At 72.7% G+C, this 16,154-nt stretch carries 11 protein-coding genes; 5 read left to right on the top strand and 6 right to left on the bottom strand.

Annotated elements, in window-relative coordinates; translation table 11 throughout:
- Positions 1-31 precede the first annotated feature (31 nt).
- The 3 genes from FB558_RS07525 to FB558_RS07535 all read right to left on the bottom strand — a co-directional run bounded on the left by FB558_RS07525 (position 32) and on the right by FB558_RS07535 (position 5,841).
- Positions 32-3,529: a Pls/PosA family non-ribosomal peptide synthetase gene (locus FB558_RS07525; protein WP_142049509.1), complete on the bottom strand. Its 3,498-nt coding sequence runs from the start codon at positions 3,527-3,529 to the stop codon at positions 32-34.
- Between the two features lie 466 nt (positions 3,530-3,995).
- Positions 3,996-4,781 (bottom strand): glycosyltransferase family protein, encoded by a 786-nt coding sequence (locus FB558_RS07530; protein ID WP_142049512.1) that lies wholly within the window; start codon positions 4,779-4,781, stop codon positions 3,996-3,998.
- Between the two features lie 124 nt (positions 4,782-4,905).
- Positions 4,906-5,841, bottom strand: coding sequence for a glycosyltransferase (locus FB558_RS07535; protein ID WP_142049515.1), 936 nt, complete (start codon positions 5,839-5,841; stop codon positions 4,906-4,908).
- 75 nt (positions 5,842-5,916) lie between these two features.
- On the opposite strand from FB558_RS07535, the gene FB558_RS07540 reads away from it, so the two are divergent.
- Entirely contained in the window at positions 5,917-6,711 is a 795-nt protein-coding gene (locus tag FB558_RS07540) for a hypothetical protein (protein WP_142049518.1), read from the top strand.
- Here the strand turns inward: FB558_RS07540 and FB558_RS07545 are convergent.
- A complete protein-coding gene (locus FB558_RS07545; protein WP_170231219.1) occupies positions 6,708-7,619 on the bottom strand; it encodes a glycosyltransferase family 2 protein in 912 nt (303 codons plus the stop codon). The two genes, FB558_RS07540 and FB558_RS07545, sit on opposite strands and share 4 nt — an antisense overlap.
- Positions 7,620-7,737: 118 nt before the next feature.
- On the opposite strand from FB558_RS07545, the gene FB558_RS07550 reads away from it, so the two are divergent.
- The 4 genes from FB558_RS07550 to FB558_RS07565 are packed head-to-tail and all read left to right on the top strand — an operon-like array spanning position 7,738 to position 13,334.
- Positions 7,738-9,207, top strand: a complete 1,470-nt coding sequence (locus FB558_RS07550; RefSeq protein ID WP_142049524.1) for a YveK family protein — start codon at positions 7,738-7,740, stop codon at positions 9,205-9,207.
- Positions 9,204-10,547 carry a hypothetical protein gene (locus FB558_RS07555; RefSeq protein WP_142049527.1) on the top strand — a complete coding sequence of 448 codons (1,344 nt, stop codon included), beginning with the start codon at positions 9,204-9,206 and terminating at the stop codon, positions 10,545-10,547. Before FB558_RS07550 ends, FB558_RS07555 begins: the two co-directional genes overlap by 4 nt.
- Entirely contained in the window at positions 10,544-11,623 is a 1,080-nt protein-coding gene (locus tag FB558_RS07560) for a cellulase family glycosylhydrolase (RefSeq protein WP_142049530.1), read from the top strand. Before FB558_RS07555 ends, FB558_RS07560 begins: the two co-directional genes overlap by 4 nt.
- Before the next feature lie 52 nt (positions 11,624-11,675).
- On the top strand, positions 11,676-13,334 hold the full coding sequence (locus FB558_RS07565; RefSeq protein ID WP_142049533.1) for a choline dehydrogenase: 1,659 nt from the start codon (positions 11,676-11,678) through the stop codon (positions 13,332-13,334).
- Here the strand turns inward: FB558_RS07565 and FB558_RS07570 are convergent.
- Both FB558_RS07570 and FB558_RS07575 read right to left on the bottom strand, forming a co-directional pair.
- The gene (locus tag FB558_RS07570) at positions 13,300-14,550 is read right to left on the bottom strand and encodes an MATE family efflux transporter (RefSeq protein WP_170231220.1); all 1,251 of its coding nucleotides are present in this window, start codon (positions 14,548-14,550) and stop codon (positions 13,300-13,302) included. The two genes, FB558_RS07565 and FB558_RS07570, sit on opposite strands and share 35 nt — an antisense overlap.
- A gap of 16 nt (positions 14,551-14,566) precedes the next feature.
- Positions 14,567-15,958 carry a sugar transferase gene (locus tag FB558_RS07575; protein ID WP_211366179.1) on the bottom strand — a complete coding sequence of 464 codons (1,392 nt, stop codon included), beginning with the start codon at positions 15,956-15,958 and terminating at the stop codon, positions 14,567-14,569.
- Positions 15,959-16,154 lie beyond the last annotated feature (196 nt).

The following is a 16,154-nucleotide window of genomic DNA, read 5'->3' on the forward strand; positions in this document are numbered from 1 at the left end:
CGTCCCTCCACTCGTCCTCGCGACGCACCGCTCACCGCCCCCTCTGCAGCGCGGCCCAGGTGCCGGGCCCCACCGCTCCGTCGACCTGCAGCCCCCGCGAGGACTGGTAGTCCCGCACCGCCTCGACGGTCGCGGATCCGTAACTGCCGTTGCGCGGCAGCGAACGCCCGAGCGCGACGAGCAGGGCGTGCTGCAGCCGGTGGACCTCCTCGCCCCGGGAGCCCGCCGCGAGCTCGGGCCGGTCCCCGGCGGCCTCCAGCGCCTGGGCGGTGGACCGGCCGACCGTTCCGGGCGGGTCCTCGACGACCCCCGCCGCGGCCTGGAAGGCACGCACCGCCGCGACCGTCGGCTCGTCGAACGAGCCGTGGGCGTCCCCCTGGTGGTGACCGAGCCGCTGCAGGTGCTGCTGGACGGTGACGACCGGCGGCCCGCTGTCACCGACGGCCAGCCCGGCCTCCAGCGACGCGATGTCGGCGAGGCCGAACGAGGCCGTCGCCTCGGCGGCGGGCGCGGCAGTCGACGCGGCCGCCGCCGCATCCGGGACGGGCGAGGCGGCGGGCGCGGGGGTGGGCGGCGCAACCGGCGGCGCAACCGGTGGCGGGACCGGCGCGGCGAGCGGCTGCCGCGCGCTCTGCGCCGGCGGCGCGTTGAGCGCGCTCCAGCTGGTGACGACCGTCAGGCCACTGGCCACTCCCAGCGGCACCAGCGCGGCCGCCAGCCACAGCGGCGGTGCGGACCGGGTCGGGCGCGCCGGTGGCTCCAGTAGCGGCGGCACCGCCGGTGCCGGCGCGACCGGCCGTCCGGCCCGGATCTCGTGAGCGGGGTTGCCGCCCCACTCCGCGTACGGCGGGACCTCCTCGCCCTTCATGAGGAACGAGTCGGGCGCGAGCACCGCGCCGTCGCCCATCGTGACGCCGTAGTGGACCAGCGCGTTCACCCCGACCGTGCAGCCGGAACCGATCACGATGCGGTCGGACTTGAAGGCGTAGTCCTCCTGCGAGTGGCACTGCACCACGGCGCCTTCGTTGAGCGCGACGTCGTCGCCGAACGTCACCAGGTTCTTCTCGGACAGGTCGGCGCCGTCGTCGTAGAGCCGCTTCCCGACCCGCACGCCCAGCGACCGCCAGAAGAGGCACTTGAACGGGGTGCCGTCGAGGAGCGCGCCCGCCGTCGCGTGCATCTTGTAGAAGCGTTCGACCCGCCAGAAGTCGCGCTCGTAGATCGAGCAGTAGGTCGGGCGCACCCCGCGGAACCGGGTGGAGGCGCGTTCGACGACCACCTGGTAGCCGATGGTGACCAGCAGGATCGCGTTGGTGGCCAGCACGATCGACCACTCACCGAGCAGCGCGTAGAGGTCGGTGGCGGCCAGCGCGATCACCGTGATCCCGAAGAACAGGACCCAGCTCACCAGCAGGCGCAGCCCGATGGTGGCGGCGTTGTGCCGGTTCTTGGCCGCGAGCCGGCGCCGGAACTCGTCGCCGACCCGCAGGTGGTCGAACCGGCTGTCCCGGTCGACGCTGCGCGGGATCTCGAAGCTGGGCGAGCCCAGCAGCCCCACGTTCTCCCGGACCTTCCCGTCGATGGGGACCAGTACCTTCGTCCCGAGCAGGACGTTCTCCCCGGTCCGCCCGCGGGCGGGGTAGGCGATCAGGTTCCCGAGGAAGTTCTCGCGCCCGATCGACACCCGCGACACCCGGAAGGACGTGCTGGAGACGCCGACGTTGAGCATCGACAGCCCGTCCGCGACGACGGTCCCGCTGCCCACCGAGCACAGGTAGGGGGAGTCGTGCTTGACGCCCGTGGCGAAGTTGGAGCCGGTCTGCACGACCGGCGCGAGGTCGTACCCCAGCCAGCGCAGGTAGCCCACGATGTAGGAGCTGTCGCCGAAGAGGTTCGTGTAGAACCTGCTGTTCGTCGCCCGCTCGACGTACCGGTGGGCCCAGAAGTGGAAGCCGTAGAGGCGGTAGGTCTTCTCCGGGGTGAGCACGAGGTTGACCACCCGCGGCACGGTGCCGATGACGAGCAGGCCGAGGAGCAGGGAGCCGAGGAACAGCACGAGGGACGCGGCGAGCGCCTCGACGTAGAGCAGCCAGGTCGTGAGCGCCAGCGGCCCCGGACCCAGCAGGGTGGCGAGGCGCGGGACCTCGAAGAACACGATGGTCACGCCGCCGATGCCCAGCGGCAGGTACACGACCAGCAGGGTCAGCAGCTGCACCAGGGAGTAGCTCACCCTGCGCCAGGTGCGGACCCGGCGCGCCGGCACCTCCCGGTAGTCCGCACCGGTCCGCTCCGCGGGCGAGCCGTGCCAGTTCTCGAAGGCCGGCACGGCCTGCCCGGCGTGGAGGGCGGAGGCGTGGCCGATCTGGGAGCCGTCGCCCATCGAGGTGTCGATGTCGAGCACCACCCACTCGCCGACGAACACGCCCCGGCCGAGCGTGACCGGGCCCGTCTCGATCACCCCGGAGCGGGCCCGGTAGCAGCTGAAGAACGTGTCCTTGCGGATCACCGTGTCCGGCCCGACCGTCAGCAGGTCGGTGCACAGCGGGAAGTGCTTGGAGAAGATCACCGCACCACGCCCGATCCGCGCGCCCAGCGCCCGCAGGTAGAGCACGTAGAGCGGCGAGCCGACGAACATGACCAGCGGGTTCGCGCGGACGAGGGTCTTGACGAGCCAGAAGCGGACGTAGGCCGGGCTCCAGATGCGGATCCGCTGCGCCTTCCACCGGCCGACGAGCAACCACTTGGCCAGGATCGGGAGCAGGCACATCGCGAGGAACGTCCCGCCGGCGAACAGCGCCGACCGCAGGTAGATGTCGAGCACACCGGTGGCGGCCGAGACGAACTCGAAGCCGCGCACGGCGACCACGGCGACGGCGTAGGAGTAGCCGAGGTAGAACAGGACCTGCAGCGCCCCGCAGAGGAGGTACTGCGCCGTGGGGACGGGCGTCGCGACCTCGACCGGCGCGGTCGCCGTCGCCGTCGAACCGCCCGCGGCCGGCGTCGAACCCGAGAGCGCGGCCGCCAGGCTCCGGATGCTCGGGTACCGGTAGATGTCCTTCATCGACACCGACGGCAACCCGTCCCGCTTGCGCACCCGGGCGCAGAACTGCGCCATCACCATCGAGTCCGCACCCAGGTCGTCGAAGAAGTGGCTCTCCACCGACACCCGCTCGACACCCACGACCTCGGCCAGCACCTCGGCGAACCCGCCCTCGACAGGAGCCGGCGTGACGCCCGGGAACGCCGTGGCCAGGCTCCGGATCGTCGGGTGCTGGTAGATGTCCTTCATCGACACCGACGGCAACCCGTCCCGCTTGCGCACCCGGGCGCAGAACTGCGCCATCACCATCGAGTCCGCACCCAGGTCGTCGAAGAAGTGGCTCTCCACCGACACCCGCTCGACACCCACGACCTCGGCCAGCACCTCGGCGAGCGCACCCTCGACACCGGTCGCCGGGCCGGCGTCCTCGAGCCGTGCGATCTCGGATACGACCGGTTCGGCCGTCAGTACCTCGAGCTGGTTTCCCACGAGACGAACTCCTTGCGGGGACGGGCCGCCCCCTCGCGGCCCCAGGTCCGAGTTCTCGCAGGCTCGCGGGGGAGCGTTTCTCGATACCGGGAACCGTCATCCGTTCGGCCCTGACGCCGTCGCTCACGGCGACGAGAAGCGGAGGGCATCCCTCGAACAGGGGAAAAGCGCGGAACACGTGTATCTCGTTCGGCGTACCGACCGGTCCCGCCCCGGGGTCGGAGCGTGCGTCAGCTCCCGATCGCGCCGGGCGCCGCCACGGGTCTGCTAGCGCTACAGCCGGATTTCGTGATCACGGATGTCGGCGGTGGCCGGGGCCGCTCGGTGGTGGTCCCGCGCATGATCCGCGATATCGGTTGTCCATGGTCGTGGCGGCAGCGATGGACAACCGATACTCGCGATCTTCCCGCCCATGATCGGCAGTATCGGGTGCACATCGTTGCGATCACGACCTACCGCTGGAGTACTAGGCGCGCGGCCCGCTCCGCCAGGGCATCCACGGGGTCCGGCCCGCCTGGTACATCGCCTCGAGGGCGTGCCGCTCCTTCACCGTGTCGGCCGGGTGCCAGAAGCCGTGGTACGGGTAGGCGATGAGCCGCCCCTCCTTCGCCAGGACCGCGCAGGCGTCCGCCACGAGATCGCCGTTCTCCGGGAGGTAGTCGAACACCTCCTGGCGCAGCACCAGGTACCCGCCGTTCTCCTGCAACCGCATGTCCTTGAGCGCGGTGATCGCCTCCACCCGCCGGTCCTCGCCCATGTCGACCACGTGGAACGCCGCCTGCGGGGGCACGGCCAGCAACTGCCCCACCGCATCCGGGGTGGCGGCGAACTGGGCGATCATCGCGTCGATCGGGGCGTCGGTGAGGACGTCGGCGTAGTTGGCGAGGAACATCTCCTCGCCCGCGACGTGCTCGCGGACCCGGCGGAGCCGTTCACCGATGGGCGAGTCCTGGCCGGTGTCGACGAACGTGATCGACCAATCGGCGATATCGCTGCTCAAGAGCTGGACCTGCCCGCCCCGCAGCACGAAGTCGTTCGACGCCGCCTCCTGGTAGTCCAGGAAGAAATTCTTGATGTGGTGCCCGCCGTAGCCGAGGCACAGCACGAAGTCGGTGTGCCCGAAGTGGGCGTAGTAGCGCATCACGTGCCACAGCAGCGGACGCGGGCCGACCGTCACCATCGGCTTGGGCGTGTCCGAGGCGCCGTCACGCATCCGCATTCCGTAGCCGCCGCAGAACAGCACTACCTTCATCTGCCGCACCCCCCTCGACGTCGGGACCGGACGGCCCGTCAGCGATCGTCTACTCGGCCCGTCGCGCGAGCCCGTTACGCCGGCTCGTTCCCGCACCGCGACCGGCCGGACCGTCCGACCGACCTCACGTCATGTCGGGGGCGCCCAGCCACAGACCGCGGACGTAGGCCGCGTGCTCCCGGGCGGTCACCGCGCGGCCGCGGAGTCGCGCAGCCACCCGCCGGGCGAAGTAGCCCGCGGTGAGGGCCAGCCGGATGCCGAGCGCCGTCCCGGCGCCGTTGTACCGGCGCACGTAGCTCATCATCGACGCGGCCCTGAGCCGGACCATCCGTTCCCGGCCGTCCCCGGAGCCGGTGCCGCCGTGCAGGACGACCATGTCGGTGAGGAGCACCTGGCGCAGGCCCGCGGCGCGGACCCGCCTGCCGTACTCGACGTCCTCGCTGTAGACGAAGTAGCTCTCGTCGAAGCCCCCGAGCTCGCGGAAGTGCCGCATGGACATCGCCATGCACGCGCCGCCGAGCCAGTCGAGCTCGAGGGGACGGCCGCGCCGCGGCCGCGCCCAGAGCCCTGCCGTCGGGAACAGCTTGTGCGCACCCGTCGCGTGCACGAGCGCCCGTGCCGCGGTCGGTTCCCAACCGCCGACCCCGATCTCCGCGCGCCCGTCGTGGTCGGCGGTCATGGCGCACACGACCGCGAGGTCGTCGCCGCGCGCGAGCGTCGCGGCCAGGCCGTCGAGCTGGGTGGGCGTGGGCCGGCTGTCCGGGTCGACGAAGATCACGGTGTCGTACCCGGAACTGCGTGCCCCGAGGTTCGCGCCCGCGGCGTACCCCCGCCCCGGCCCGTCGAGGTAGCGGGTGGCAGGCCGGTTCGCGACGAGCTCCGCGAGGCCGTCCGCGCCGTGGGCGTTGTCGACGACCACGGCGGGCAGATCGGCGGGGAGGCTCGCCAGGAGGGCCTCGACCAGCGGACGGCTGTGGTAGGCGACGAGCACCAGCTCGTAGTCGTAGCGGCGGCGCCCGGCGGGCGCGAGCGCGAGGAGGTCGGTGGCCTGAGCGTCCATCGGTTCCTTCCGGGGAGGGAGGCGGAACATCCTGGAGCAGGCTCGCGGTCGCGGGGCGAACGTTACGGTGCGCGGATGCCCGACACCGCGCTCGTGGTCAGCGCGACCGTCCCGGACCCGCCGGACACCGGCAAGCGCGTCGTGCTCCGCGGCCTGCTGCGCTACCTCGTGGACCGGCTCGGGCCGGGGAACGTGCACTACGCGCTGGTGGGTGCCGACACCGCCGCGCCGATCCCCTTCCCCGTGACCGTCCACCACCTCGACCGGCCGAGCGTCGGCGCCCAGCTCGGCGCGCTCACGCGCTGCCTCACCGACCGGTCCTACACCATCCAGGAGGCGATGCTGGGCTCGCGCGGCCTGACCCGGCAGGTGGCCGCACTCGTGCACGAGCTCGACCCGCGGATCGAGGTCTACGACACGCTCCGCATGGGCCAGCACGCGCCCCCGCGCCGGACGTCCCGGCGGCGGGTGCTCTACGTCGACGACCTCTTCTCGGTGCGCTACGCGCGGATGCTCGAGGTGGCCGAGGAGGACTCGGTCGACATGGACCCGCTCGGCGGCTTCGTCGACAACGTGCCCGCCCGGCTGCGGTGGCTCGCCCGCAGGCGCGCGGTCTACCTGCCCCTGCTGCGGTTCGAAGGGCGGCGCCTGCAACGCCGGGAGGCCCGGGTGGTCCGGGACTTCGACGTGAACCTGCTCGTCAACGCCGACGAGGTCGAGCTGCTGATCGGCGGCCTCGCCGATCCGTCGCGCAACGCGGAGCTGTCCGCGGCGGCGAGCGCGTTCTTCGACCGGACCTACGCCACCGCGGTCGTCACCGCCCGGTACGACGCGGTCTTCGGGCTGCGGCCGGTGGTCGGCGGGCGCTAGGAGCCCGCCCACCCGGACCGCAACCGCCGCTCGACGCGGCCCGCGAAGACCGCGCCTGCCAGGCGCGTGGCGAAGTAGACCGCTTCCAGCGCGAGGGCGGGCAGGTACGAGCGCGGCGGGTAGTAGACGAGGCACCACAGCGGCGCCGCGGCCCAGCGGAGTGCGTCGCGCGCCAGCTTGCGACGCGCGTCCACGCCGGTCAACCGCCACACCGCGGGCCCCAGCCACGCGGCCTGGACGACCCGCCCCCAGACGTAACCCCAGTGGCGTCCGTACGGGTGGGTCACGCTGACCGCCGGGTCGTAGTGCAGGTCGTGGCCCGCCGCGGTGAGGCGGTAGCAGAACTCCCAGTCCTCCATCGACGGCAGCCGGAGCGGGGAGAACCCACCGACGGCGGCGAACGCGGATCGTTCGACGAGCAGGTTCATCATCGGAACGGCGGCGACCGGCTTCGACCGGGCGCCGAAGATCGTGGCCATCCGGTGGGCGTAGTAGCGCTCGGCGCCCGTCTCCATCCGGGCCGGCCGGAATCCCCCGCTCAGCGCGCTGACCCGGTGGTGCTCCCTGCTCGCGAGCATGCCCGCGACCCAGCCGGGCGGAACGGTGCAGTCGTCGTCGGTGAACAGCAGGTACCGGCCGCGTGCCACCGCGGCGCCGGCGTTGCGCGCCGGGCCGGGCGCCCGCACGCTGACGCTCTCGTGCCTGATGCGCCCCGCTGCGGCGTACCGGGCGAGGATCGCGGGGGTGTCGTCGGTGGAGCTGTCGTCGACGTAGATGACCTCGGTGTCGACGCCCGCGCAACCGGCCAGCACGGCCTCGATCCCCTGCTCCAGGGACGCGGCGCGGTCGTGCGTCGGGATCACGACGCTCACGAGGGGTTCGCGCGAAGTGCTGCCCGCTGCGGCCACGGCGGGGACAGTAACGCCTGCGACCGGCCTCGCGAGCATTCGGGAGAGCCCAGCGATCTCGGGGGACCTGCGGGCACCGCAGTAGCTCCCGGCTGCCAGTTGACGAAGGAGCCGCGGCGTGTCCTCTGAGGCGATCGTCCTCGACCCGTCCTCGGAGCGTGCACGGCCGGGGGTGCTCTCCTCGATGCGTGCACACGCCGTGTTGATCGTCGTTCTGGGCGTCCTGTGCGGAGCGGCCGGCTACGGCGCGTCGATGCTGCTCCCCACGAGCTACACCGCGCAGAGCTCGGTGTTCTTCAGCGTCACGAGCCCGTTCGACCCCATGGACGAGATGGGCGCCGACGCCACGCGCTTCACCGCCGACCAGGTCGAGCTCATCGTCACGACCGAGGTGCTCGAGCCTGCGGGCCGCCGGGTCGTCCCGCCGGTGCCCGTGGAGGAGGTGCGCGCCAGCACCTCCGCGGTCGGCTCGGCCGAGACGAACCGGGTCACCGTCAGCGTCGAGCGCCCGACCGCCGAGCAGGCGCGCGCACTCGCCGACGCGATCACGCGGTCCTACGCCGAGGCCGCGCGGCAACGCGTGGTCGAGGTGACCTCACGCGCCCAGGACGCCATCGCGGACGGGTTCGTCGAGGCCGAGATGCTGGCCCGCTCGGCCGCCTACTTCGACGGCATCCGGGCCATCGAGCCCGCGGTCCTCCCGAACGCACCGTCCGCCCCGCTGCGCGTCCAGAACGCCCTCATCGCGGCGGCCGTCGGGATCGCGATCGCGATCGGGCTCGCGGTGCTGCGCGACCAGCGGCGCGCGCGCAGGCCCACCATCGCCGACTTCGACATGTTGCTCGGCGCACCGCTGATCACGCGCTTCGCGCGGCCGTCGTCCTCCGCCGTCGCCGACGTCGTGCGCACCGACGGCAGCGACCTGCCCGCAGCGCTGGACCTGCTCGCGACCATCGACGTCGCACTCGACGGCAGGCCGCGGGTGAGCGTGCTGTTCGTCAGCTGGCAGGAGACGCTCACCACCACCTCGCTGGTCGCCACCACGGGGTTCGCGGCGGCCAAGGCCGGCCGCGAGATCGTGCTCATCGACGGCGGCATGAAGGAGCGGGGCATCAGCAGCCTCACCGACGTGGATCCCGGCGTCGGGCTCGAGGCCCTGGCCGACACCGCGAACCCGATCGCGGACTCGGTCCGCCAGTGGCACGTGGCCAACACGGAGGTCGGGGTCGTCCCGCTCAGCGGGTGGGCGTCGCGGTCGGGCACCGGCGTGCCGGCGCGCCCCCAGGTCCTGAGGGCGGCGGCCGAGCGGCTGCACTCGGTGGCCTCGCTCGTGCTGGTCGACGCGCCTCCGCTGGGCGAGCTGTCGGTCGGCCTGGCGTTGGGGCGCGGGGTCGACGGGGTGGTCCTCGTCGTCGACGCCGACTCCTCGATCGACGACGCGCACGAGATGGGGCGTCGGCTCGCCCTGTCCGGCGTGACGCTGCTGGGCTACGTCCTGGCCGTTCCCCCGCGGCGCCGTACGAAGGTGCCGTGGCCGCGGCGGGCGCCGGAGTCCCTCGACGCGGGCGAGTGGGCCAGCCGCACATGACCGTCGTCGTCCGGAGCGGCACGGAGCCGGACCCCCTGCCCCACGCGCCCCGGCCGGGCAGCCCGCGGGACCGGCCGGGGGACCCCGCGCTCACGCGGGCGCAGACGCGGCTGTGGCGTGGCGCCGGCCGGGCCCCGGTGGCCGGGCTGTACCTGCTCGTGGTCGCCACCACGGTGCTGCAGCGCATCGTCGTGCCGGGCACGGTCGTCTTCGTCGCGCTGCCGATCGCGTTCCTCGTGGTGGGTGCGCTCGCGGTGCGCGGCCACATCGTCGCGGACGTGCCGCGGACCCTCGCCTACCTCGGCGCGGTCGCGCTGTGCGGCGCCGCGACGCTGGTGTCCACCGGCTGGGCCGGTCTCGACAGCTCGTCGCTGACGTCACTGGCGCTGCTCGCCGTGATGTACGTGCCCTGCTGCGGTCGCCTCACGCCGGCCCTGCGCCGGCGGTTCCCCGACGTGCTCGAGTTCTTCCAGCGGCTCATGTGCGCGGTCGCCGTGGTCTGCCTCGGGCAGTACGTCGCGCAGCTCGGCGGCTGGACGTTCGAGGACCTGCTGTCGTTCCTGCCGAGCGGCATGATCGCCTCGACCGTCGAGTACAACCTGAGCTACCCGGTCTCGTACGGCTCGCCGATCTACAAGAGCAACGGGATCGTGTTCCTGGAGGCGAGCTTCTGCTCGCAGTTCCTGGCCATGGCGATCATCGTCCAGATCCTGCTCGGGCGCGGTTACTGGCGGATCGCCCTGCTCGCCGCCGGCCTGGCCACGACGTTCTCCGGCACCGGGGTGGTGCTGCTGGGCGCGGGCCTGCTCGTCCTCGCCGTGCGCCGCGGCGGCCGGTGGGCGGCGCGGGCGGCGGTGGCCGTCGTCGCCGCGGTGGTCGCCGTGTCGTTCACGCCTGCGGGCGAGCTGCTCGTCGACCGTTCCACCGAGACCGCCCAGGAGGGCTCGAGCGGCTACATCCGCTTCGTCGCGCCGTACGACCTCGTGCTCGCCGCCGTCCCGTCCGACACGTCCGCCCTGCTGGCCGGTCGCGGCCCCGGGTCCATCACCCGCGACGCCGCGTTCTTCAACCCCGACCACGTCGAGGCGAACTACCCGGCGGTCCCGAAGCTGCTGGGTGAGTACGGGCTCCCGGCGACGCTCGCGTTCCTGGCCTTCCCCCTCATGATGTTCCTGAGACGCGCGCCGTCCGCCACACTCGGACTGATGGCCGCCTTGCTGTTCTTCGTGTTGTCGAGCGCGCTGCTGACCGCGCCGATCGTCTACTTCGCGTGGCTGATCTCCGGGCTGTTCGCCGCCGGCCCGGTCGCCGGGGCGCGACGCGGGCGAGGAGCACGATGACCTCAGGCGGACGCGCGTTCGTCCTGGCCGCGGCCGTTGCCGCCGTCCTGATGCTGATCGGGAGCTTCGCGCTCCCCGGGCGCCAGAGCGACGAGCAGCGACCCGCCGCGGGCCCGGAGGCCGCGGCGCCCGCCACGCAGCGGGGCTTCGTGGAGCGGGACGGCACGCGGCTCACCGTCGACGGCAGCACCTACCGCTTCGTCGGCTTCAACACCTACGTCCTCTTCGGGTGCGGTCACCCGGAGGAGGACATCAACGGTGCCGACCGCGAGGAGTTCTTCTCCGCGCTGCGCCCCGGGGGCGTCGTGCGCCTGTTCCTGCTGCCCGGCACCGACCTCGCCGACTTCGACGAGGTGGTGGGGTACGCCGCCGAGCACGGGCAGCGGCTGGTCGTCGTCCTCAGCGACCACCACGGGGAGTGCGGCGACGTCGCGAAGGACGACGAGTTCTACGACGACGGCTTCCGCGGCGACTACCTGGAGTGGGTGGAGGCCGTGGTACCCGCCTACCGCGACGAACCGACCATCGCGATGTGGGAGCTGATGAACGAGCCCCGCACCTCGGACCCGAGCACGCTGCGCGCGTTCTTCGACGAGGCCGGCGGCGTCGTCCACCGGCTCGCCCCCCACCACCTGGTCAGTTCCGGGACGTTGCAGCCCGACACCCTCGGCGGGCCGGAGGCGTTCCTGGAGGTGTCGCAGAGCCCCGGCATCGACGTGGTCAGCCTGCACGAGTACGACGCCGTGGACGACGCCTCACACCACCTCGCGCCCGCTCTGGAGGCGGCCGAGGCGGTCGACAAGCCCCTGATGCTCGGCGAGTGGGGGTTGTACGCCGGGCTGCCGGGAGCCGACGAGGTGAACGACACGCTGTGCTACTCGGTCGAGGACCGGGCCGAGGTCGCCGAGGCCAAGCTCGAGGCCTACCTCGACGTGCCGGAGGTCGCCGGCGCGCTCTACTGGTCGTTCATGGCCGATGGCGCCGCGCCCGGCGACGAGACGTGCACGCTCAGCACGACCTCGGACGACCCGCTCACCACGATGATCCGTAACATCCCGATCCCCGTGCCCGAGTAGACCAGCGGCGATGCGCTCCCGCTGCCGATCTTCGTACGGGTTTTGAGGTGACATGGCGCGTTCGGAATTCGACTTCGTGGTGGTCGGCGGCGGCTCGGCCGGTTGCGTCCTGGCGAACCGGCTGAGCGCGGACCCCGCGAACCGGGTCCTCGTCCTCGAGGCGGGTCGTCGGGACCGCTGGTGGGACATCCTCGTCGAGATGCCCGCCGCGGCGATCTACGCGGTCGGCGACGAGGCGCACGACTGGCGGTACGACTCCGAACCCGAACCCGAACTGCACGGCCGCACGATCAGGCACGCGAGGGGCAAGGGGCTCGGCGGGTCCAGCGCCATCAACGGGCAGGTCTACCAGCGTGGCCACGCCGCCAACTACGACGAGTGGGCCACGCAGCCGGGCATGGAGGGGTGGAGCTACGCCCACTGCCTCCCGTACTTCGCGCGCCTGGAGAAGTGCACGGATCCCGACGCCGGACCCAGCCGGGGGCGGACCGGGCCCCAGGACCTGCGGCGCGGCCCCGCCTCCGGCCGCCTGTGGGACACGTTCTTCGACGCGGCGGTGCAGGCCGGGCACCTGCGCGCCGTCGACACCAACGAGCACCAGGAGGGCTTCGCACCCTTCGACCGCGCCGTGCGACGCGGCAGGCGCGTCTCCGCGGCCAAGGCCTACCTCGCGCCCGTCCGCAGGCGGGAGAACCTCGAGGTCCGGTGCGAGGTGCTGGTCACGAAGGTGCTGTTCGAGGGGCGCCGCGCGGTCGGCGTGCGCGTCCGGCCGTCCTCGGGTCCGGAGTACGACGTCCGCGCGGGCGAGGTGGTGCTCGCCGGCGGCGCGCTCAACTCCCCCCAGCTCCTGCAGCTCTCCGGTGTCGGTGACATCGACGCGTTGGGGGCGCTGGGGCTCCCCACGGTCCAGCACCTGCCGGCCGTGGGTGCGCACCTGCAGGACCACCTCGGCCTGTTCGTCCAGCACCGGGCGGCGCAGCCGGTGTCGATGATGCCGATGCGCCGGCGCATGCGGTGGCCGGGAATCGGGGCCAGGTGGCTGCTGTTCGGCACCGGACCGGCCGCGTCGAGCCAGTGGGAGGGCGGCGGCTTCCTCCGCACCGACCCGGCACTGCCCTACCCGGACCTGATGGTCACGTTCGCCCCGCTGCTCACGAACATCGACCCGCGGACCGAGCCGGACAAGCACGGGTACCAGTTGTACCTGGACGCCCTGTGCCCGGAGTCCGTCGGCTCGGTGCGGCTGCGTTCGGCCGACCCGCGGGTCCCGCCGGCCATCCGGTTCGACTACCTCTCCACCGAGGCCGACCGCGCCTGGTGGCCCCGCGCCCTCGACGCCGCCCGGGAGCTGCTCGCCCAGCCGGCGTTCGCTCCCCACGACGCCGGGGAGTTGGTGCCCGGCCCCGGGGTGCGCACCGACGAGCAGGTCGTCAAATGGGTGCGCCGCAACGGCAGCCCCGGACTGCACCCGACCTCGACCTGCCGGATGGGGCTCGACGAGAGCTCGGTCGTGGACCCGTCGTCGCTGCGGGTGCACGGCCTCGACGGCGTGCGCGTCGTGGACGCCTCGGTGCTGCCGGCGATCATCAACGCCAACACCTACGCGGTCGTCATGATGATCGCCGAGAAGGCGGCGGACATGATCCTCGGCGTACCGCCGCTGCCCGCCGCGCCGGTCAGGACGCCACCCGCTCCGACCCGAACCGCCTGACCTCGCGCCGTAGGCGGAGCCACCAGAACGGGCTCGTCACCGCGTACGCCACCGCGAAGCCCCACACCGCGCCCTGGGCGTCCCAGAGCAGGACGCCCACGACACCGCACACGAACGCCAGCGGGCACTGGACCGCGTTCAGGGCGAGCGTCATGCGCGCGCGGTCCATGGCGCGCATCATCGTGGCCGGCCCGATCCCGCTCGCCAGCAGCGCGTTGCCCAGCACCGAGGCGAACAGGATCTCCGACACGCCGTCCCAGGTGTCACCCAGGAGAGCACGGCCGAAGGCGTCCGGCGCCAGCAGGAACCCGAGGCCCCACAGGAACCCGAGACCGGCCACCACCGCCGACAGGCCGACGGCCGCGCCGTACCACTGACGGGGGGTCAACCTGTCGCGCCTGCGTGAGAGCTCCGGCAGCGCGAAGGCGACCGCGGCCATCAGCAGGATGTTGGTGACCCCCAGCAGCACCTGCACGCCGCGCAGGGCCCCGATCGCGGCCAGCGAGCCGACGGCTGCGATGACCAGCAGTGCGCCCTGCATGGAGCCCTGCTGGGTGCCGAACTCGGTGAGCAGGACGCCGGTGAGGTCGCGGTGGTCGCGCAGCCAGCCCGTGGTCGCCGACGGTCGGGGTCGGTTGCGCGCCTGCCGGACGCCGAGGACGGCCGCCATCACGGCGGATCCGCCCCAGGCGAGCACCAGCGGGCCGACGGTGTCGACGTCGGCGAGCAGCAGCGCCCCGACCACGGCGACCTGGACGACGGCCCATGCCGTGTCGTTCAGCGTCGCCGCGGCCGGGCGGCCTTCCGCGAAGAACACCTGGCGCCACGCGTCCTGCACGAGCAGGCCCGGGAACACCACGCCGAGCGCCGACAAGGCGCTCCCGGTGGGACCGTCGAACCACGCACCCGCCAGGAGGCAGCCCGCGCCGGCCAGCAGACCGAGGCTGAGCGCGGTGCCCAGGGCGGCCGCCGAGGCCGGCCGGAACCGCTCGGGCTCCGCGCCGGCGAAGCGGATGAGCAACGGCGTCGTGGCCACGGCGCGGCTGACGCCGACCAGGACGGCGAACACGGTGAACGCCACCGCGAACCCGCCGAACGCGTCAGCGGCCACCGAGCGCGCCACCACGACCGACAGCGCGGCGTTGGTGACGCTCGAGACGACCTGGTCGGCGAGGTTCCAGCCGGCTCGACGGATGAGTGCGCTCCGGTTCACCACCGGTGCGCGGCCTTCCTCATCGACCCTTCGCGAAGATCACTTCGCTCACCGTCCTGATGAGGATCTTGATGTCCAGCCACAGCGTCCAGTTCTCGATGTAGTAGTTGTCGCACCGCGCGCGCTTCGCGATCGAGACGTCGCCGCGCAGGCCGCTGACCTGCGCGAGCCCGGTGAGCCCTGCCTGCACCCGGTGCCGGTGGGCGTACCGGTCGTACTCCTGGGAGAACTGGTCGACGAAGTGCGGGCGCTCCGGCCGCGGACCCACGAGCGTCATCTCACCGCGCAGGATGTTCCACAGCTGCGGGAGCTCGTCGAGCGAGGTCCGGCGCAGGACCCGGCCCACGGGGCCCACGCGCGGGTCGTCGGCGATGGACCAGGTGGTGCCGGCCTCCTGCTCGCTGGCGGGGCGCATCGAACGCAGCTTGAGGCAGTCGAAGACGATGCCGTCGCGGCCCACCCGGGGCTGGCGGAAGATCACACCGGGGCCGCCTTCGATCCGGACGGCGAGCATGCAGGCCAGGAGCACGGGCGCCACCACGAGCAGCAGCGTGCCCGCGACGACGACGTCGAACAGCCGCTTGATCAGCCGCGCAGGCCCCCGCAGTGACGGCGTGCGGATGCGCATGATCGGGATCGACTCGATGTGGTCGGCCATCCCGGTCTGGGTGTGGAAGTAGTGCAGCCGGGGCACGACGAGCAGGTCGCAGGGCAGGCACGCGGGGGTTCGGACGATGTCGAGCAGGTCCCGCTCGGCGAACTCGCCGTCGGCGATCAGCAGCACGTCGGCCTGGGTGCGCACCACGGCGGAGTCCAGGTCCACGAGCTTGCCGAGCCGTGGCGCCTCCTGCTCGGCCACCGGGTCCTCACCGTCGTCCACGAAACCGGCGACGCGCAGGCCGTAGCGGCTGTTGGCCCGCACGACCTGCATCAGCTCCAGCGCGAGCGGGCCGCCGCCGATGACGACCACCCGGTGGGACGTGAGCTGCCACCGCCGGCTCCAGCTGATCAGCCGGGTGGTGACGAGGCGACCGGCGACGACGAGCCCGATCGACGACGCCACGTTCACGAGGAACGTCGTGACGGCGGCCTGCTCGTGCCGCAGGGCGATCACCGTGGCCACCACGGCGGCCGCGGTGAGCAACCTGCTCCCCAGCGTCGGGAGCTCGTCGAGAACGCTCAGGTGCAGCCGTGCGCGATAGCGCCCGCCGCCCGTGAGCAGCAGCAGCGACAGCCCCGTCATCACGACCATCGCCTTCCACTGGCTGCGGTCCCACAGCAGCGGCGCGAGCAGCAGCAGCCCGTCGACGGGCAGCACGACCATCCACGCCCGGATCTTGCGCAGCACCGCCAGCGGCACCAGCCGCACGAGCAGTCGTGGCCGCAGCCGATCGCCGCCCCGTGATCCCATGGAGGACGACGACAAGGCGGTCGACTCCAGAGCAGTCACGGTCGAGTCCCCCATCCCCCCGAGCCCCGTGCGACGACTGGTGTCGCTCCTGCAAGCTCGGTGACGGTCGGAGGAACGTTTCATCTCGCACGGCCCCCGCGGTGGAGGCCCGCGCGCTTACCCCGGTTGCGCTGCGTCGATGGGCCGAACGTCGGCA

The sequence above is a fragment of the Pseudonocardia kunmingensis genome (genome assembly GCF_006716445.1).
Classification (GTDB): domain Bacteria; phylum Actinomycetota; class Actinomycetes; order Mycobacteriales; family Pseudonocardiaceae; genus Pseudonocardia; species Pseudonocardia kunmingensis.